Raw genomic sequence first — 17,406 nt, 5'->3', positions numbered from 1 at the left:
TCCATTCTGGGCGGTCCACGAAACGAACTTTGCGCGCGCGGCCGAAATTGCAGCCGCCAGTGCCGAACGCTACGTGAGTAAAACATGACAGAAAACTTTCTCTGGTCCCGTGACACCGCCGCGCAAAGGCTGGAACGCACCCGTCAACACGTCGCACAAGACACTGCTGAGACGCGCCACGTTTTCACACAGCTTTTTTCTGATGACCTTCCGCCCGAAGCCTTGCCTGACACGCCGCTAAGTGGTGCATTGGTGTCAATAAAGGACCTGCTGGACGTAGAAGGCTACACCACGCGGGCGGGAACTGTTTTCATGGCAGACAATCCCACCGCCGAGCAAGATGCCGAGGTGGTCGCCCGGCTGCGGGCTCAGGGTTGTGTCTTCGTGGGGCACACGAGCATGACCGAACTGGCTTACTCAGGGCTTTGCCTGAACCACCATTATGGTACGCTGGAGAACGCGCGCTTTCCGGGCTGTAATGGAGGACGATAGGACGTATAACCGCCTGAACCTCTTGGCCTTGCGGATCCCGACCGTCGCGAATGTTATGAACGGGTGCAGCCTGTCCCTGCCATTTTATGACGGCGGCAACCAGAACGGCGTGATGCTCACCGCCGCAAACCAAAGCAATCTTTCCTTGCTGGACTTTACCGCACGCATTGAAACCAGCGTTGGCTGGATAAACCTTACACCCCGCAATGGGTTGATTGCACGTTCTCACGAGGAAACCGCGTAAGGCTCACCACCTCCCCGTCTTGACGACTGAGCCTCTGGATAAGTTAACATTGCCGAGGCGAGCGAGATCTCAACAGTTTAGGCCATTTCCAATGGAACGGCCCGAAGCTGCCGTTCGTCTTAGGTACAGCGAAGATCACCTTCGAGCCCGAAGGGCCTAATGCTGCAAGGGAGACGAATGTCCACTGAGGGCATCGGTGAGTCGGCTCAACGCAATCGACTTTTGCGATTACTAGAGCGAACGTTCCATGAAATAGACTTTGTCGCGCCACTCATCTGGAAATCCATCGGGGTGAGCTATCGGGACAAAACCGGCATTCTCATACATTGCGCGCGCGTGCTTTAAGAATGTGGCAGATGAGAAGAATACGCGCTGGTATCCGTCAGCGACCATCTGCTCAATCATGGCATCCAGTAATTTGCGACCAAGACCATAGCCTCGACTAGAGACATTCACAAACATCCGTTTGAATTCAGCAACCCCCGGTTCTGCTTCACTGTACATGACACATCCAGAGGGTATTCCGTCCACCGAGGCAATCAGTACCCCGCCAAGGGGTCGCTTGTGAATATCGTGTAGATTTTCAAGGGTCGCTTCGAATGCGACCGGGCTCATCGGATGATCGTCACCTCTTGGCCAATCCGGTGGGTAGTTTTTCCAATGCCAGTTCATCCAATCTCGACAGAGTGCACGTGCCGCTTCCATGTCCGCCGCATCGCGAGATAGTCGCACAGTTATTTCCGTCATGTCAGAACACCTCGAAGTTCACCACATACCATTGTGTGTCCGGACAACTAAGTCAATTCAACTGGGCTGAGTAACAAGACAATGGGGTAGAAGCGTGAAGGGTAATTTTGTCCCGCTCAGGAGACCTCTATGCAAAGTGCAGCGAATGTCTTCTCCCGGCGCGAAGGTACTGAAGCGCAGCGCTGCAGAAACCGAAACGTCTAGGCGGGAAATGGACGTTCTCCCCTCGCGGCAGGTTCACTGTCGTTAGCAGACGTTCTTTGTTCTTAACAATGCCTTCGCGTTAATGCTTTGAAGCCATTTATTCAGCGTAAAAAGCACGACGCCCTAATCTGAGGCAGATGCCGAAGAACGCCAGGATGTGGTATACGTCCTTAAAGTATTAACGAACCAACTTAGTGAGAAGATATTGATCCACGCTGTGAGACATTACGCGATTGGGCATTGGCGCGGTGAGCAAGGTCTTAAATGGTCCTTCTGGGTCAATCTGATCTTGATCCGCGCTCTCATATTTGCGTTGCAGGATTGGTTCGCTCCGTTCGAGGGGCAGGATCACAATGACCATCAAGTTGCGGTATTGCTCTTTGTTTTTGTCTTTCATGGTGTCGTGTTTGTCTGGCAGGCCGTTGGGGTCGTCCGCGCTTCGGAAGAGTCTGTTCGTGCCAGCGGCTATATGGCGCCGGCTTGGGCCACACAATTGACGCTGATCATCATGGTGTTCTGGGTTCTGGCATTTACGCTTGAAGCATGGCAGATGACGCTTCGAGATCCAGATAGGCTTGAGGCTTATGCCGCAATGGAAGCACAGCGGGCTGCTAAGTACAGTGTAGAACCATCCGCTGACGGTAAAACGCTTACCCTTTCTGGTTCAATAGAACGGGGAATTACGCGCAAACTGGATGCCCAACTCGCCGCCTATCCGAACACGTCACACATCGTCCTGTCCAGTCCCGGTGGGAATATTTACGAAGCCAGAGGATTGTCGAACGCGATCCGGAAGAACGGTCTGAACACATTGGTTACTTTGGAGTGCAGTTCTTCCTGCACAACTGCTTTCATCGGCGGTGCCGAGCGGTTCTTGGTCAATGGGGCGAAATTGGGGTTTCACCAATTTCGGATTGATGCTGTCTATTCAGTGTTGAATGCCGATCCACTGAAAGAGCAGGAAAGAGACAAGGCGCTTTTTATCAAGTCCGGAGTTGCCGCATGGTTCGTGGAAGAGATGTTTAACAGCCCTTCATCGGAAATCTGGTACCCAAATTCGTCCAAACTGTTAGCGGCGAGAGTTGTAACAAAAGTTATCGACCGAGTTGGCGAGAAATGAATGTTGTTGCAGCCGCGTAGTTTTCTATGCGTTCTTAAGCGCGACTATTTCGGTAGGCAAAATACGCCCCGCAGCTAAATTCCCTATCATATTTGGAACTTTTTCCGCGGAGACGTTAAACCCGTAGTCTTCAAGTGCCATTCGATAGCCTTTGGGTGCTGCAACCCAGCTCGTTTCAAAGTGGACCTGCCGCGGTTTGATGCCGCTCCTTTGATAGCATTTACTGCATGTATGGATGCACCCATTGGTGCAAAAGGTTTCTGAACAGTTTGAGTGTGTGATCGGATGCCGAGTTCCTCGCGATGCGCCCGAATGAAGGCGTACCTCATTTGAACTCGCGCGCGAAGTACGCCGTTGCCTTTTTAGAATATCCCGCTCTTTGGTGACCCGGGCTGGCTCCTGCTTTAACCTGCGGTTCTCAGCTTCATGGTCAACGGCGCTCGGCTTGGACGCCGGTTCCCCAAACAGCTTAAGCCATTTGTACAAGGAATGCGTGCTCACACCCAAACGACGGGAAATCTCTCGAACCGGATAGCCTCGTGCCGTGATTTGATGCAGCGCGTCCCGCTTGAACTCTTCGTTGTAATTGCTTCTCCCCATGTCGGCTTACTTGCCTCAAAGTTAGGGGGCAAAACGTCTACAAATCTAGGGGCACCTCATTCAATCCGAGGGCTCAGGTCCGGCGCAAAAAGGTCGAAATGCTCTTTGCGCACCTCAAACGCATCCTTGGGCTGGGACGTCTACAATTGCGGGGGGCATGTGGCGTTCAAGACGAATTCACCCTCGCCGCCACCGCCCAAAACCTTCGGAAATTGGCCAAACTTAAGCCAATGATGACCGCCACCGGATAAAAGGGGGCGACTTAGGGACGTTCAAAACAAATCAACGCGATAGCAGACTTCGAAAGGCTGAAACCAAAGAGCTGTTCAATATAATCAGCTCAAGATGTTGAAACGCTGTATTGCAGAAATCAAACTTCATCCGGATGGCGGCTCTGCGGGACGAAGCTGCCTTTTGCAATCGCAGCAATTGCCGACGCAGACTTTTCATTTGCTAGGCTGTTTCGACCGAGAATGCACTTAAGAAACGATTAACAGAACGTTCAATTGCTTCATTTGGGTCGGCGGTGTATGGCATTCGATAGATGTGTTGTCTTATGCCGATGTAGACGATGCCGCCGTGGAGGTTCCAGAGGTCTTCCATGGTGGGGACCGCTGAACCGGACGCGGCCACACGGATCTCTTCCAGTAAGGGGCGCAATATCATCTGGTGCATGTGATCTAGGTAACGCCGGTTGAGTTCAGCCCCAGCCAAACCCGAAAACATGAAAATCCGCATCCAGTTATATTCGAAGATGAGCCTGCTGTAATCGCTGTAAAATGCCAAAATACGATCGCGCAGCGGAATACTTCGATCCGCGATGCGGTGGGTCCATTCCGGTGACAGCCGGTTCAGATAGACCTGTTCGTATACTGCTTCGATCAGGGCGTCTTTGGTTGCGAAGTATTTGAAAAGAAGCGACTGGGTAATGCCGATTTTTTTGGCAAGATCACGGGTTTTTCCGTCTAGGCCGACTTCTGCAAAGAAGGCGACAGCGCCGTCAATGATCTGCTGTCGCCGGTCATCAGGATGCAAGCGGCGGCGTAAGGTTTTGGGCGATTGCCCCGCATCGGCACTATTTTTTTTGTTCATGTTCATGGCTTGTTTTGTCGGCGTAAAAGAATCTTCTTGCAATACCTTTCAGTTATAGATCAAATGATCAACAACATTGATCATTTGATCATTAGCTAACGCGTAGGAGTGCTGGCTTATTGGGGGGCGTTAAGAATGAAAGCATCTGTAGGCGGCTATGCGCGGGCGACGGACCTGCAGCACGCCATAACTCTATTGGAGGCTGCGGACGGTATGGCACGTGTTCTCGCAGGAGGGCAAAGCCTCGTGGCTGCGATGAATATGCGCCTTTCGACTGGCGATTTGCTGGTGGATATTTCGCGTTTGTCCGAGTTGCGAGGCGTGACAGATGAAGGCGATACGATCCGCATTGGCGCGCTCACACGGCATGTTGACGTCGAGGGCAATGCGCTGGTTAGGGATCACGCGCCATTGTTAGCCGACGCGGTAAAGGTCATCGCCCATGCCGCGATCCGCAACCGCGGCACAATTGGCGGTGCACTTGCCCTTGCCGATCCAGCGGCCGAGTTTCCAGCCTGTGTGCTCGCCTTGGGGGCGACGTTGCATGTTATGGGCTCAGACGGCGAGCGCACCATTGCCGTAGAAGATTTCTTCCAAGGTTTGTTCGAGACCGAACTGGAACCCGAAGAAATACTAACAGCAATAAGCATTCCGAAGGCCGAGATGGGCGAACGTCAGGTCTTACAAGAAGTGACGCGCCGATCCGGTGATTATGCGTTGGCGGGGCTATGCCTCGTCAAACGACAGGGCGGTCACCGCGTCACGATGTTGTCGGTCGGTGAACAGCCCGAATTGGCCACGGATGCGATGGCAAAGCTGGATGATGGCGATATCGAAGGGGCAATCGTGTCCCTGCGCGCAGAGATTGATCCCCCAAGCGATACCAAGGCCAGCGCGAAGTATCGACGCCATATCGCGGGCGTCCTTTTGCGCCGCGCGGTTGATCAAGTGACAGGAGATGCCCGATGAGCGAGATGTTTCGCGACAAGATTGTAATTGATCTGACGGTGAACGGTGAAGCGGTTCAGGCGCGTGTCCCTGCAGGCCAACATGCTGTCGATTTTCTGCGTCAGGAATTAGGCCTGACCGGTGCGCATGCGAGTTGCGAACATGGCGTCTGCGGCGCCTGCACGATCCGCATTGATGGCGAAGCGGTGCGCGGCTGCTTGACGTTGGCGGCCCAACTTGACGGGTCCGATATCTGGACAGTCGAAGGTTTGTCTGACACCGATGCGATCCGTGATCTCCAACAAGCATTTATTGCGCGAAACGCGTTGCAGTGCGGGTTCTGTACGCCCGGCATGTTGATGGCCGTTGAGGAACTTTTGTCAAAGGGAGGCGTACCCGACCGCGCCGTGATCCGTGAACACCTGTCAGGCAATTATTGCCGCTGCACGGGGTATGAGGCCATCGTGGACGCCGTCGAAAGTGTCGCGCGTGCGCGTGCCGATGAGGTGACGTCATGACCCTTCAATTCGGCAATCCGGATCGCCCAAACTCCTATATCGGCAAGACGGTTCCGCGGCCCAACGCTGCACGGTTGGTCGAGGGACGTGGTAAATACGTCGACGACATCGTATTGCCGCGCATGGTGCATGTGGCCTTTGTGCGCTCACCTTTTGCACACGCCAATATCAACAGCATCGAGACCGCAGACGCGTTGTCAGTCAAAGGCGTGTTGCGTGTCTTGACCGGCGCTGATCTGGCTGAGGTTTGCACACCTTGGGTCGCTGTTCTTGCGCACCTCAAAGGCCTGAAGTCACCACCCGAGCACCCCATGGCCGTCGATCGCGCCTGTTGGGTCGGAGAGCCCGTGGTCGCCGTGGTCGCCACATCCCGTGCCGCCGCCGAGGATGGTGCTGAATTGGTCGACGTGGATTATGAGCAACTGCCCGTTGTGACCGACATGATGACAGCGCTGGATAAGGACACACCGGTTTTGCACCCCGAAATGGGCGATAATCTGGCGTTCCAGCGCATCAATGAAGAGGGCGATATCGAGGCCGCTTTTGCGGGCGCACACAGGGTTGTATCGGCGCAGTTCAGCACTGCGCGCCATACCGGTATTACACTGGAACCCCGTTCTATTCTGGTGGATTGGAACCCCGCCGAAGCCCAAATGACAGCCTATCATGCAACCCAAGCGCCGCATATGATGCAAACCGTGCTGGCCAAACATCTCAACCTGGCGGAATCCCGCGTACGGGTGATCTGCGGCGATGTGGGCGGGTCGTATGGCATTAAGGTTCACGTTTACCCTGACGAAGTCGCGACCGCTGCTATTGCTAAAATCATGGGGCGTCCGGTCAAGTTTATCGCAGATCGCCTTGAGAGCTTTACGACCGACATTCACGCCCGTGACCATAAGATTGAAGCCAAAATAGCGGTCGATAAGGATGGAAAAATCCTCGGGTTTGACGTCGATGACTGGACCGCAATTGGCGCCTATTCCGTCTATCCGCGCACCTCGGCGATCGAGGGCAATCAGGTCATCAACCTGTGCGGTGGCCCATATGATTTTGCCGATTACCGCGCCAAGACGACAGTTGTTTTCCAGAACAAGACACCGACCTGTCAGTATCGTGCGGTCGGCCACCCGATTGCTGTGGCAATTACTGAAGGGCTGGTAGACATGGCTGCGGCCGAGCTTGGTCTAGATCCAATCGAGATCAGACGGCGCAATATGTATGCTGATGATGCGTATCCGGTGACATCCCCCGCGAAGATGCGGTTCGAGGGTCTGTCGCATCATCAAAGTATGGATAAGCTGGTCGAACTGATGGACTACGACGCGTTGCGTGCGGATCAGGCGGAGGCCCGAAAGAAGGGCATTTATCGCGGCATCGGGATCGCGGCATTTATTGAGCTGACCAACCCGTCACCTTTCATGTATGGCATTGGCGGCGCGCGCATATCGGCACAAGACGGCTGCACGGTGCGAATGGACCCAGATGGTTCAATCGTTGCTTTGTCCGGCGTAACCGAACAAGGGCAGGGCACCGAAGCAATGCTGAGCCAGATCGTAGCGGAAGGCGTTGGTGTGCGTCCGAATAACGTGCGCGTGATTACCGGAGATACACAAGTCACGCCTTATGGTGGCGGCACATGGGCATCGCGTGGTGCGGGCATCGGTGGCGAAGCGGCCCTGCGCGCGGGTCGGGCCTTGCGCGAATCGATACTTGAGGTCGCGGCGACGATGCTTCAGGCCGACCAGAACAACCTCGACATTCGCGACGGCGAGGTTGTCGATAGTGATACAGGTGCGGCGCGGATGCCGCTCGAAGAGTTGGGGCGGATCGTCTATTTTCGCGGCGACACACTCCCCGAAGACCTACCCCGGGAGCTGGTTCAGACCCGACACTACATCACCTCAGAATATCCCTTTGCTTTCACCAACGGTGTGCAAGCCAGTTATGTCGAAGTGGATACCGACACTGGCGAAGTGACGCTGCTGAAGCATTGGTGCGTCGAGGACTGCGGCCGCATCATCAATCCGCAATTGGTAGACGAGCAAATTCGTGGCGGGATTGTTCAAGGTCTCGGTGGGGCGCTGTTCGAAGAGATCCATTACGACGAGGAAGGGCAATTGCTTAACGGGTCCATGGCCGATTATCTCGTGCCGATGGCCGCTGAGATGCCGGATATGGTCATCGGGCATGTGGAAACACCAACGAAGGAAAGCGAGCTTGGCGCCAAGGGCGCTGGCGAAGCCGGCACCGCCGGTGCTCCGGCCGCGGTCATGAACGCCATCAACGACGCCCTGCGTCCCAAGGGCGCGCAGGTGAGCGCCATGCCATTCACACCCGAACGCATTTTGCGCGCGTTGGGGGAGATCGAAGATTAAATCAAACCGAAAATGCGAGGAGGCATTTTCTTTTAGGGAGGAACGACAATGAAATACACGACTTTCACCATTGCTGCGGCACTCAGCTTGTCCGCGGCAGGATGGACCTCTGCGCAAGAGCAGATCACCGTCAACATCGGGTCATCGCACCCAGAGGCCAATATCTGGGTCTACGCGATGAAGAACACGTTTCAGCCGGAAGTGAACCGCATTCTAGAAGAAGCGGGCGGTGAGTTTCAGGTGAATTGGGTCGAGGCCTACGCCGGCACCCTTTACAAATTCACCGATACCCGCGAAGCCGTGATGGATGGTATTGTCGACGTCGGCATGGTCGGCACGGTTTGGGAAGGCGCGAACATGCCTTTGCAGAACGTGACCTATTTCACGCCGTTCGCGACGTCTGACCACAAGATGATCATCGAGATTTTCGATGACCTGAGCCAGAACCTGCCAGAGCTTGCCAACAGCTGGTCCGAAAACGGAATGGTGCATCTGTCGTCTCTGATCACCGACAGCTACGACATCTATGCGACATTCCCTGTCACTACGATGGATGATTTGCAAAACCGCAAGCTGAATGCGCCGGGCACCTCCGCCAACTGGTTGCAGGAAACAGGCGCAACGCCAGTTGATGGCGCGTTGACCACCTACTACACCAACATCCAGACTGGGGTCACAGAGGGCACTCTGTCCTTCGCATCCGGTATCTTGCCAACGCGCGTCTATGAAGTAGCACCAGAGCTGACCCGTGTCGGCATCGGGTCGATGTATTTTGGCGGGATCGCCGCGAACGAAGACTTCTTCAACGGTCTGCCAGAACCGGTTCAGGCCGCATTCCGCGAAGCGGCCCGAGCGACGTCTGTGGCGCATGGCGATTACGTTGCCGACCTCGCCGAACGCGCAATGGTCGAAATGCAGGCTGCGGGTCTGACTGTGCATGAACTTTCGGATGCCGAAAAAACGGCTTGGGTTGATGGTTTGCCAGATATCGTTGCCCCATGGCTCGATCAAACAGGCGATGCAGGCAAAGTTGTTCTGTCGGCCTATTTCGACGCCCTTCGTGAACGGGGCGCCACACCACTTCGCAACTGGGATGAAGGGCGCTAACGTCTAAAGCACCTTTTAAACCGCACCTGCCCAACGCGCTTGGGCAGGTGTTTTCCCCTAAGCGCGCAAGCATGAGTGATCGCAGATGAATCAAGTCAATACGGCTGCAAGGGACCACCCGACAGTCCCGAAATTCGCAGACGCACCCGTCGGTGCGGTGTTGGGAACGGTGGCCGCCATCATGTCATCTATCGGCACTTTATGCGTGGGCGCGCTCATGGCATTGGTCGTGGCTGATGTCTTGGGAAGAAATTTCTTTAATGCGCCGATCACGGGCGTCTCAGAGATCGCAGCGCGGACGATTGTCGCGATTGTATTCTTGCAGGTCGCCGCAGCAATTCAACAAAAACGCCTGACCCGGGCCGATTTCCTTGTCCGGCGCTTTGAGCGTTCGTCACCTAGGTTTGTCTGCTTGCTCGAGATTATTTTCGCACTTACCGGCGCAGTGGTCTTTGCTCTCATACTTTGGGCCTCTTGGCCGAAACTTATTGACGCATGGTACGGATCCGAATTTTTCGGGGTGCAGGGGGTGTTCACCATTCCAACTGCACCCTTTCGCGCCATCACGGTTTTTGGCTGTGCGGTGGCCTCTCTTTCAGCCTTCTATCGCGTTTACGATGAAATCCGCAGCTTCCGGAGCCAGACCTCATGACCACCCTGACAATCGGTTTCATCCTCATCGCTGTTCTAATCGGGCTCGTTCTTGTGGGAATGCAGATTGCTTATGCGCTCTTTGCTGTCGCATTTGTCGGGATCTGGATTATCCGCGACAACGTGGATTTGGCGTTCAAAATGTTGGAACTGACCGCCTACAGCGGTATCGCCGATTATCTGTTCGCAACCATTCCATTGTTCGTCTTGATGGGTCTTTTGGTCAGCGTGTCGAATGTCGGGCGCGACACCTTTGAAGTCGCAGAAGATCTGCTGCGCCGCATGGTCTGTGGCTTGGGCATTGCGACTGTTGCGGCCAACACGATCTTTGCGGCGGTGACAGGCGTGTCCATTGCCTCTGCGGCCGTGTTTACACGGGTCGCGGTGCCCGAAATGACGCGCCACGGATATCGTCCGGCTTTTTCTGCAGGTACGGTGGCAGGGTCATCAGTGCTTGGCATGCTTATTCCACCCAGCTTGTTGCTGATCATCTACGGCGTTCTGGCAGAAGTCTCGATTGGCGGAATGTTTATCGCCGGAATCGTGCCGGGGATCATGCTGGCGGGCGGGTTTATTGTTATGCTGATCGGCCTGACGATAGCGTTCCCGAGCTTTGTTCTGACTGACCCCGATGCGTCCAGAACGCGGCGCTTGGATGTCAGTGCGCAAAAGATGCCGCTGGGGACAATGGCAGCCAAGATATTCCCGATCCTTGCGCTGGTGGTTCTGGTGTTGGGGGGGCTTTATTCCGGATATTTCACCCCGACTGAGGCCGGTGGCATAGGCGCCTTCGGTGCGTTGATCGTCGCGATTTCGCGGCGCTCTTTGGATCGCCACAAGTTGTGGGACGTGATGAAACAAACGGGCGTCATTTCGGTCTCGATCCTGTTGTTGTTGATCGCAGCGAGCTTTTATTCTCGGATGTTATCGATTGCCGGCTTGCCCAACGCCATCGAGGGCCTTGTACAGGGCTCGGGATTTGGGCCCTTTGGTTTTCTGTTCTTTTATGCGTCCATCATTTTGTTGATGGGGATGATTTTGGACAGCACGTCGATCTTGCTGATCATGGTCCCCATCGCGGCACCAATCGCCCAAGGTATGGGTCTTGATCTGAGCCATTTCGGGATCATAACTGTATTGGCCGTCGAAATCGGCTTGCTGACCCCGCCTTTCGGCATATCGGTCTTCACTGTCCACAATACGCTCAACGATCCGAATGTATCAGTTGAACAGATATTTGCAGCGACCATGCCATTCGTTGGCGTGATGCTGGTCGTGCTTATTCTCGTTGCGATCTTTCCGATCACATCGACCCTGTTTTTATAGATTTTCACCCTGCACGATTAAGGATGTGGACATGGAACTCAAAGACGAAGTCATCATCAACGCACCACTGGACCGCGTCTATGCGGCGCTGAATCATCCAGAGATTTTGAAGCGCTGCATCCCAGGCTGTGAAGAGCTTATTCAACATTCCGACACAGAGCTTGAGGCAAAGGTCGTCCTCAAATTTGGACCGGTCAAGGCGCGGTTCAGCGGCAATGTCCAACTGGACAAAAGCGGCGCACCTGATGCGTTTTCCCTGAAAGGTCAAGGCAGCGGCGGTGCCGCCGGTTATGCCAAAGGTGGGGCGGACGTCGCGCTGTTGGCTGACGGTGACACAACAGTGCTGACGTATGATGCCAAAGCCGAAATCGGCGGGAAGCTGGCGCAGTTGGGCAGCCGGCTAATCCAGAGCACGGCCAAGAAACTCGCAGCTAGGTTCTTTGGCAACTTTGCAGAGGCCTTGGACGCAGAGAAAATTGCCTAACCCAATTGCGTATCAAGACCACGCAGGCGACGTTCTGGCGCAGGTTTCGACCTATGTTGGCACTGGATTGCGCTTTGCGTTGATAGCTTCAGTTGATACTAAAGTTGGTAGCGCGCGATGTAGGCTCTCTGCCTGTCATCTCCGAGTCCGGTGAGATGACAGGCTACTTGTACAATGGATGCATTTATCAGGACATTCTTGTTCGTGCCATGAGCTGTTTGGAGACTGGTGGGGCCCGATTGTTAACGCATTGGTGAAGGTTCACCCTTTAACGATCTCACCTTGCGCTGTGGTGGGTCGTTTTCCGTCTGGATTGATCCCTCACCTGACACGGACGCAAATAGGGATGCCTTTGCTGCTCTTCTGGAACCTAAGCCAACTGAGCTCACGTTTCGCCCTCAAACAGCAGCAACGCGCGTAGCACTGTTGAAAATACGATATCTGATCAACCGAAAAATGCCCTGACACTCGCGGGACGGGGCGCAATTTTTTGGGCGACGGCAAATATCGTGCATGCAATTGAGTTCGAAGTGTCGGCATTTTCTCCAGACCTCGATGACCTTGAGAAGGTTACAGCACATTGCAAAACCTCCCCGACGCATGTTTGAACCAAAGGCAGCATAGCCCCTTTGAATCTGGAAAGTTCCAGCGGCTTTCTGACTCTGCTTCTCGGTCACGACTGGGAACCCGAATTCCTCGATGCAGCATTTGCAACACCTGCAGGGTTTATTGGCGTACTTGGTAACCAGCGCACTCAAACGTCTTGCCCTTTTCTCTCAATTGGGCGTCTCGGATTGTGATCTTCAGCGCGTTAGTGGCCAATTGGTCTGGTTCCGTCACTGCGAAACGCAAATCTGACTACAGTTGCGGCATTGACAGAGGCTGCGCAGGCCTTCGCATATAACCAGCAAACAATCAGGAATGCGTAACTACCATAGCAAGTTCCCATTGGCGTCCGGTATAACATCTACTTTGGTGTTGCCATTCCTACCCACTTGCTCGACTTAAAACCTCAGACGCTCACCAGAATGAAATTACGAAGTTGCGCTTAAACCACTGTAGAGGATTTATCGGAAGATGGCTTTGTCCGTGATTTGGCCCTCAAGCATTTCGTTCTTGCTGCAGATTGCATGGATGACCCGTTTTCTTACCACTCAGCAGTGAAAGGGCTTACGTAAGTGCAGAAATTTCCGTGCTGCTTGCGCGAGCAGAACAAAAAGCGGGTTCAATCATCGGGGCTCGTTCTTGGTTTTCGCCGCAACATGATCCTTCGTCTGTTCTAAATTGGCGAACGGCAACACGGTCCGTCAACTTCGTTCAAATGTCGATACATTCAGCGACGCTTAACGCATCTTCCAGTTTATCGCCTAAATAGCGCACGGTGCTAATGATCTTCGTATTGCCAATCAGAAGTTGCACGGCGCGAAGAAAGCGATGACAGTATCACGTGTGTTTGAGTAAGTTCAAATTGAACTGGTTTCTTGGTCTTACTCTGGATCACCGAAACCCGTTCACGAACGGGGTCATCTTTGATCAGATCGCAGCCACGCTGCTTGCTATCAATCGCAACGTTAAACAGCGCCAGATCACGAAGAACACTTGCAAGTTCGAGCCTTGCGCGGATGACCCATACTTGTTTGGGAAGCAACGGTTGTTTCGGACCGATGATCCGACCTTTGTTCCATGCTTTGCGCTTCGGGGTCACTGCTGGAAGTTGTACTCTTTGCATAATATGCCCTCCAATCCTCCCTCCATGCCCAGACGTCAGCACAGTGCTGACGACCAGAACACAACATCGGGTTGAATGGCCGTTCACAGACGCGCTTTAAATGCGGTATTTCTGCCGGCGCGTAAGGCCGCAATGAGCCCACTTTGACCGATGCTGCGCTTGTAGCGAATGGCTGGTTTTGAGGGCAGTGGAAAACTTGCTCGACCACTAGAGCGAGCGAAAGGAAAGCGCAGGCGAGTTGTAGGAGCGCATGAGGCGCATGGCGATCTAACCGGACGATTCCAGCGCTTCGCACCGTCCACCGCCGCCGACCCAGCCTGAAAGGCCGTGCCCGCGCCCGCGATATGCCAGAAACGGCGGCGGGGTGTCATGGCCTGTCAACTTCGCGATGCCGACCGTCCGGAGTGCTTGTCATCGCCTCTTGCCGCGCGCGGCGGATGTCGATGCCAGACTGCCAAAGGACAATCAAGCCGATGTCGACGACAAGACTGATCGACAACATCCAGTTGATCAGAATCATCATCAGCGCCTATTCTTCGGGAAGACCCAGAGCATCAGTCACTCACATTTAAATACTTCGCCCATGCATCCATGTAGTTGCGCATGGACATCTTGTTCAGGGGGCCGCCACGACTGTTGGGAAAGAGATAGCCGTTCTGTTCAATCGCGCGGGCGAGATCGACCACCCGCACGGCTTCACTGGATAGAGGGACACGGAAAGGCTTGGTAAAGCCTTTGCGGCCTTTGACATGCTCTACAGGTACCGTCCAGATGCCCTCGGTGATCTGCTCAAGCGTCATGTTGTTGATCGCATTCGAACGCACTCCTGTCAGCATCAGCATGCGGAGCGCCAGTTCTGCGGGTGCGAGCTCTCCAAGGGATTGGTAAAAGGCCGACGCCTCAGCCCAGTCGAGTGCGGCGATATGGGTGACGGTGTGTCTTGGAGCACCGAGCAGGATGCGTGCTTGGTCAATGATGCCGAGGTTCACGTCAAAGCCTTCTGCGATGGCATAGCTCAGTACCACCTTTAGTCGGGAAAGAGCCTTCTTGCTGTAACAGGAGAGGTCTCCCAGCCACGGGACCGCGCCTGCTTATTGTCATGCTGGTCGATCTTGACGACCGGCATCATTCCGAGATGCGGCAGAAGATGGTTCTTGATCGGGCTGAACCACATCCCGTCCGACCCTTCATGCTTCAGCGTAGAGCGATGGGCTTCAAATGCAGCATAGGCCAGAACATGGAACCGACCTCCCTGTGCGCTTGCGAAATATCTACAAACGCAGATGGCACTGCCCGGGAATTTCCGGACCGCGCTGAGACGCTACCGCACTCTTATTAAAGCACGATTTAAATCTCAGAGCGTTTGTGAGAGCGCTTGATACGAAGGATATACCCCTCCGGCGGGAGTATTGGGGGAACATTGAAACCTGCGCACATCACGTGGGGTTTTGAGTGGGCAGGCTCTCTGACTGCAATGCCTGATGCATATCCGAACTGAATAACTTGGGGGAGGTTTCGACAGAAGTGGCAGTCCCTAGGGGAATCGAACCCCTCTTTTCAGGTTGAAAACCTGACGTCCTAACCGATAGACGAAGGGACCGCAGCTTCTGTGAGGGCGCTTTTAGTCATTAGGCTGGGGTGGGGCAAGAGCTTTTTTCGACTAAATTGCACTTTTTTATTCTGCGGGTGCCGCATCTTCCAATCTAAGCTTTGCCTTCTTGCGTCCGCCCCATTCGTCGATCTCTAAGCGGCCTGCGAGATGGAACAATTTGCCCCGATTATCCTCTAGCATCGGGCCGATTTCACTGTCGAATGCGCCAAAACAGATGGCATCGATTCGGGCGCCCCCGGAATCCTGTGCAGTTAGGCGCAGGTGGTTCTCACCAGCCCGTTTTGCAAAGGCGATGCGTTGGGCGGGCAGGGCGAAACGGGGAGCAGGGGCACCGGCGCCGAAGGGGCCCGCCTGTTCAAGTTGTTCGACCAGTTCCGTGTTGATCGCGCTGGGCATAACCGATCCGTCGAGCATCAGGTCTTTGGGGCCGATATCGCTCGCCCCTTGTTTGTGGAGCAGTTCTGCCAGCCGTTCCATTGCGGGTTCGAGGTTCTCTGCGCTGACGGTTAGTCCGGCTGCCATCTTGTGACCGCCCCCTTTGAGCAGCAGCCCTTCGCGGGTGCAGGTGGCGATGGCGGAGCCGAGGTCGATTCCCGTGACCGAGCGACCAGAGCCCTTGCCTTCAGCCCCATCAAAGCCGATCACCACTGTCGGGCGGTTGGTGGCTTCCTTCAGGCGTGCTGCGACGATGCCTACTACGCCGGGATGCCAGCCTTCATGGGCGGCCCAGACCAATGGCGCGTCAAACCCGCGGGCTTCAGCCTGTTCCATCGCTTGCAGGCGAACCTGTGCTTCGATCTCGCGGCGGTCGTCGTTGAGTTGGGACAGTTGGTCAGCGATGGCTTCGGCTTCATGGGGATCATCGGTCGAGAGCAGGCGCGCACCGAGATCCGCCTTACCGATGCGCCCGCCCGCATTGATGCGCGGTCCAAGGGCAAAGCCGAGGTGATAGCTGTTCGGAGCGGTCGTCAACCGAGCGGCATCCGAAAGGGCGGACAGGCCGACGCGGTTGCGCCGTCCCATGATCACCAGCCCCTGTCGCACCAACGCACGGTTCAATCCGGTCAGCGGGGCCACGTCGGCCACGGTCGCCAGCGCCACCAGATCAAGCAGCGCCATCAGATCCGGTGCTTTCTGTCCCTCGGCACGCAGCAGGCGGTTGATGGCAACTAGGGTCAGAAACACCACTCCAGCCGCGCAAAGGTTGCCAAAGTCGTTGTCTTCGTCCTGCCTGTTCGGGTTTACCACGGCCAGCGCGGGAGGTAGGGTTTCGCCGCCCATGTGATGATCGAGCACGATCACATCGCAGCCTTTGGCGGCGGCGATTGCGTCATGGGACAGGGTGCCACAATCCACGCAGATGATCAGGTCGTGACGGCTGGCAAGATCGGCCATAGCCGGTTCGTTGGGCCCGTAGCCTTCGTCAATCCGGTCGGGCACATAGAGCGTCGCTGCGAGCCCCATCTGGCGCAGATAGTCGATGAGAAGGGCGGCGGAGCTGCCGCCATCCACATCGTAATCGGCAAAAATTGCAATACGTTCGCGTTTGGAAATCGCCTGTAAAATTCGCTCAGCGGCTGTGTCCATATCGCGAAAGATCGACGGGTCTGGCATCAGGTCGCGCAGGGCAGGAGACAGGTAGGCGGCCGCATTTTCCGGCAGCACGCCAAGGCGCGCCAGTGTCCGCGACAGTGTGGCGGGCAGGCCGGTCTGCTGGGCAATCGCTTGCGCCTGACGGTCAGCGTCAGAGGAAAGACCGACCCAGCGGCGGCCTGTTGCGGAACGGGACACCCCAAGAAAATCAGTCATGTTTGCCTTTGGAAAGCGGTCTGCCTTTAAGTTGCTGGATCAGGACGTATACTGCGACGCCCCAGCCCAGAACGGCAGCGGCGAGCCAGATATAGAGAAAACTGTCGCCATTGCCGTCCCGCAGGATTGCGCTGACGAGAAGGATGCCGCCGCTCCAGCCGGTGAGCCAGAGTGTCAGGAACACAATCACAAACCAGTTGCGTTTGCGTTCCTGTTTGGCCCCGTAAGGATCGGGGGAGAGTTCGTGATTATGGCGCTGGCGGAATTCGTCCAGATAGCTGTCGGCAATAGATCTCTTTGCCTCTGTATCCGGTTTTGAGAATCCGACCTTGCGCGCCATATTGT

17 protein-coding genes, 1 tRNA gene and 3 pseudogenes are annotated in these 17,406 nt (G+C 55.2%); 12 read left to right on the top strand and 9 right to left on the bottom strand.

What is annotated here, in order from left to right:
• The first annotated feature begins 84 nt into the window (after positions 1-84).
• Together IEX10_RS07325 and IEX10_RS07320 are read left to right on the top strand one after the other, a co-directional pair.
• Positions 85-492 (top strand): amidase family protein, encoded by a 408-nt coding sequence (locus tag IEX10_RS07325; protein WP_188672714.1) that lies wholly within the window; start codon positions 85-87, stop codon positions 490-492.
• Entirely contained in the window at positions 479-736 is a 258-nt protein-coding gene (locus IEX10_RS07320) for a hypothetical protein (protein ID WP_188672711.1), read from the top strand. Before IEX10_RS07325 ends, IEX10_RS07320 begins: the two co-directional genes overlap by 14 nt.
• Positions 737-967: 231 nt before the next feature.
• Here IEX10_RS07320 and IEX10_RS07315 read toward each other — a convergent pair whose 3' ends face one another.
• Complete coding sequence (locus tag IEX10_RS07315) at positions 968-1,483, bottom strand: GNAT family N-acetyltransferase (protein ID WP_188672708.1); 516 nt, start codon at positions 1,481-1,483, stop codon at positions 968-970.
• 409 nt (positions 1,484-1,892) lie between these two features.
• Here IEX10_RS07315 and IEX10_RS07310 point away from each other — a divergent pair, with 409 nt between their 5' ends.
• Positions 1,893-2,807, top strand: a complete 915-nt coding sequence (locus IEX10_RS07310) for a COG3904 family protein (RefSeq protein WP_188672705.1) — start codon at positions 1,893-1,895, stop codon at positions 2,805-2,807.
• Between the two features lie 281 nt (positions 2,808-3,088).
• Here the strand turns inward: IEX10_RS07310 and IEX10_RS19975 are convergent.
• A pseudogene (locus IEX10_RS19975) lies at positions 3,089-3,407 on the bottom strand (transposase); the annotation flags it as partial.
• Between the two features lie 71 nt (positions 3,408-3,478).
• On the opposite strand from IEX10_RS19975, the pseudogene IEX10_RS07300 reads away from it, so the two are divergent.
• Positions 3,479-3,658: pseudogene (locus tag IEX10_RS07300) on the top strand (transposase); the annotation flags it as partial.
• 202 nt (positions 3,659-3,860) lie between these two features.
• On the opposite strand, the gene IEX10_RS07295 reads toward IEX10_RS07300, so the two are convergent.
• On the bottom strand, positions 3,861-4,541 hold the full coding sequence (locus IEX10_RS07295) for a TetR/AcrR family transcriptional regulator (RefSeq protein ID WP_229678464.1): 681 nt from the start codon (positions 4,539-4,541) through the stop codon (positions 3,861-3,863).
• 93 nt (positions 4,542-4,634) lie between these two features.
• Between IEX10_RS07295 and IEX10_RS07290 the strand changes: the two genes are divergently transcribed.
• The 8 genes from IEX10_RS07290 (at position 4,635) to IEX10_RS20190 (ending at position 12,168) form a co-directional block, all read left to right on the top strand.
• On the top strand, positions 4,635-5,468 hold the full coding sequence (locus tag IEX10_RS07290) for an FAD binding domain-containing protein (protein WP_188672700.1): 834 nt from the start codon (positions 4,635-4,637) through the stop codon (positions 5,466-5,468).
• Positions 5,465-5,965 carry a (2Fe-2S)-binding protein gene (locus tag IEX10_RS07285; protein ID WP_188672697.1) on the top strand — a complete coding sequence of 167 codons (501 nt, stop codon included), beginning with the start codon at positions 5,465-5,467 and terminating at the stop codon, positions 5,963-5,965. The genes IEX10_RS07290 and IEX10_RS07285 overlap by 4 nt, the downstream gene beginning before the upstream one ends.
• Positions 5,962-8,343, top strand: a complete 2,382-nt coding sequence (locus IEX10_RS07280) for a xanthine dehydrogenase family protein molybdopterin-binding subunit (protein WP_188672694.1) — start codon at positions 5,962-5,964, stop codon at positions 8,341-8,343. The genes IEX10_RS07285 and IEX10_RS07280 overlap by 4 nt, the downstream gene beginning before the upstream one ends.
• 48 nt (positions 8,344-8,391) lie before the next feature.
• Positions 8,392-9,450 (top strand): C4-dicarboxylate TRAP transporter substrate-binding protein, encoded by a 1,059-nt coding sequence (locus IEX10_RS07275; RefSeq protein WP_188672690.1) that lies wholly within the window; start codon positions 8,392-8,394, stop codon positions 9,448-9,450.
• A gap of 181 nt (positions 9,451-9,631) precedes the next feature.
• A complete protein-coding gene (locus IEX10_RS07270) occupies positions 9,632-10,102 on the top strand; it encodes a TRAP transporter small permease subunit (protein WP_229678463.1) in 471 nt (156 codons plus the stop codon).
• A complete protein-coding gene (locus tag IEX10_RS07265; protein WP_188672684.1) occupies positions 10,099-11,427 on the top strand; it encodes a TRAP transporter large permease in 1,329 nt (442 codons plus the stop codon). Before IEX10_RS07270 ends, IEX10_RS07265 begins: the two co-directional genes overlap by 4 nt.
• 31 nt (positions 11,428-11,458) lie before the next feature.
• Positions 11,459-11,911: an SRPBCC family protein gene (locus IEX10_RS07260; RefSeq protein WP_188672681.1), complete on the top strand. Its 453-nt coding sequence runs from the start codon at positions 11,459-11,461 to the stop codon at positions 11,909-11,911.
• A 155-nt stretch (positions 11,912-12,066) separates the two neighbouring features.
• Entirely contained in the window at positions 12,067-12,168 is a 102-nt protein-coding gene (locus IEX10_RS20190) for a hypothetical protein (RefSeq protein ID WP_373287439.1), read from the top strand.
• Positions 12,169-13,228: 1,060 nt separating this feature from the next.
• Here the strand turns inward: IEX10_RS20190 and IEX10_RS07255 are convergent.
• The 6 genes and pseudogenes from IEX10_RS07255 to IEX10_RS07230 form a co-directional block, all read right to left on the bottom strand.
• Positions 13,229-13,640 (bottom strand): annotated as a pseudogene (locus IEX10_RS07255) (site-specific integrase).
• A gap of 367 nt (positions 13,641-14,007) precedes the next feature.
• The gene (locus IEX10_RS07250; RefSeq protein ID WP_188672678.1) at positions 14,008-14,163 is read right to left on the bottom strand and encodes a hypothetical protein; all 156 of its coding nucleotides are present in this window, start codon (positions 14,161-14,163) and stop codon (positions 14,008-14,010) included.
• Positions 14,164-14,194: 31 nt separating this feature from the next.
• Positions 14,195-14,665 (bottom strand): tyrosine-type recombinase/integrase, encoded by a 471-nt coding sequence (locus tag IEX10_RS07245; protein WP_188672675.1) that lies wholly within the window; start codon positions 14,663-14,665, stop codon positions 14,195-14,197.
• Between the two features lie 500 nt (positions 14,666-15,165).
• Positions 15,166-15,240, bottom strand: a tRNA-Glu gene (locus IEX10_RS07240).
• A gap of 75 nt (positions 15,241-15,315) precedes the next feature.
• A complete protein-coding gene (gene recJ / locus IEX10_RS07235; protein ID WP_188672672.1) occupies positions 15,316-17,061 on the bottom strand; it encodes a single-stranded-DNA-specific exonuclease RecJ in 1,746 nt (581 codons plus the stop codon).
• Complete coding sequence (locus IEX10_RS07230) at positions 17,054-17,401, bottom strand: hypothetical protein (RefSeq protein ID WP_188672670.1); 348 nt, start codon at positions 17,399-17,401, stop codon at positions 17,054-17,056. The genes recJ and IEX10_RS07230 overlap by 8 nt, the downstream gene beginning before the upstream one ends.
• Positions 17,402-17,406 lie beyond the last annotated feature (5 nt).

It is taken from the genome of Neptunicoccus cionae (assembly GCF_014643735.1).
Taxonomy (GTDB): Bacteria; Pseudomonadota; Alphaproteobacteria; order Rhodobacterales; family Rhodobacteraceae; genus Amylibacter; species Amylibacter cionae.
This window is presented reverse-complemented; position numbering and strand designations above follow the sequence as displayed.

What these genes read in the sequence shown, in the direction of transcription:
- IEX10_RS07325 (WP_188672714.1), top strand. Translation starts at nt 85, where the DNA reads ATGACAGAAAACTTTCTCTGGTCCCGTGACACCGCCGCGCAAAGGCTG.
- IEX10_RS07320 (WP_188672711.1), top strand. Translation starts at nt 479, where the DNA reads ATGGAGGACGATAGGACGTATAACCGCCTGAACCTCTTGGCCTTGCGG.
- IEX10_RS07315 (WP_188672708.1), bottom strand. Translation starts at nt 1,483, where the DNA reads ATGACGGAAATAACTGTGCGACTATCTCGCGATGCGGCGGACATGGAA.
- IEX10_RS07290 (WP_188672700.1), top strand. Translation starts at nt 4,635, where the DNA reads ATGAAAGCATCTGTAGGCGGCTATGCGCGGGCGACGGACCTGCAGCAC.
- IEX10_RS07285 (WP_188672697.1), top strand. Translation starts at nt 5,465, where the DNA reads ATGAGCGAGATGTTTCGCGACAAGATTGTAATTGATCTGACGGTGAAC.
- IEX10_RS07280 (WP_188672694.1), top strand. Translation starts at nt 5,962, where the DNA reads ATGACCCTTCAATTCGGCAATCCGGATCGCCCAAACTCCTATATCGGC.
- IEX10_RS07275 (WP_188672690.1), top strand. Translation starts at nt 8,392, where the DNA reads ATGAAATACACGACTTTCACCATTGCTGCGGCACTCAGCTTGTCCGCG.
- IEX10_RS07270 (WP_229678463.1), top strand. Translation starts at nt 9,632, where the DNA reads ATGTCATCTATCGGCACTTTATGCGTGGGCGCGCTCATGGCATTGGTC.
- IEX10_RS07265 (WP_188672684.1), top strand. Translation starts at nt 10,099, where the DNA reads ATGACCACCCTGACAATCGGTTTCATCCTCATCGCTGTTCTAATCGGG.
- IEX10_RS07260 (WP_188672681.1), top strand. Translation starts at nt 11,459, where the DNA reads ATGGAACTCAAAGACGAAGTCATCATCAACGCACCACTGGACCGCGTC.
- IEX10_RS20190 (WP_373287439.1), top strand. Translation starts at nt 12,067, where the DNA reads ATGACAGGCTACTTGTACAATGGATGCATTTATCAGGACATTCTTGTT.
- IEX10_RS07250 (WP_188672678.1), bottom strand. Translation starts at nt 14,163, where the DNA reads ATGATGATTCTGATCAACTGGATGTTGTCGATCAGTCTTGTCGTCGAC.
- recJ (WP_188672672.1), bottom strand. Translation starts at nt 17,061, where the DNA reads ATGACTGATTTTCTTGGGGTGTCCCGTTCCGCAACAGGCCGCCGCTGG.
- IEX10_RS07230 (WP_188672670.1), bottom strand. Translation starts at nt 17,401, where the DNA reads ATGGCGCGCAAGGTCGGATTCTCAAAACCGGATACAGAGGCAAAGAGA.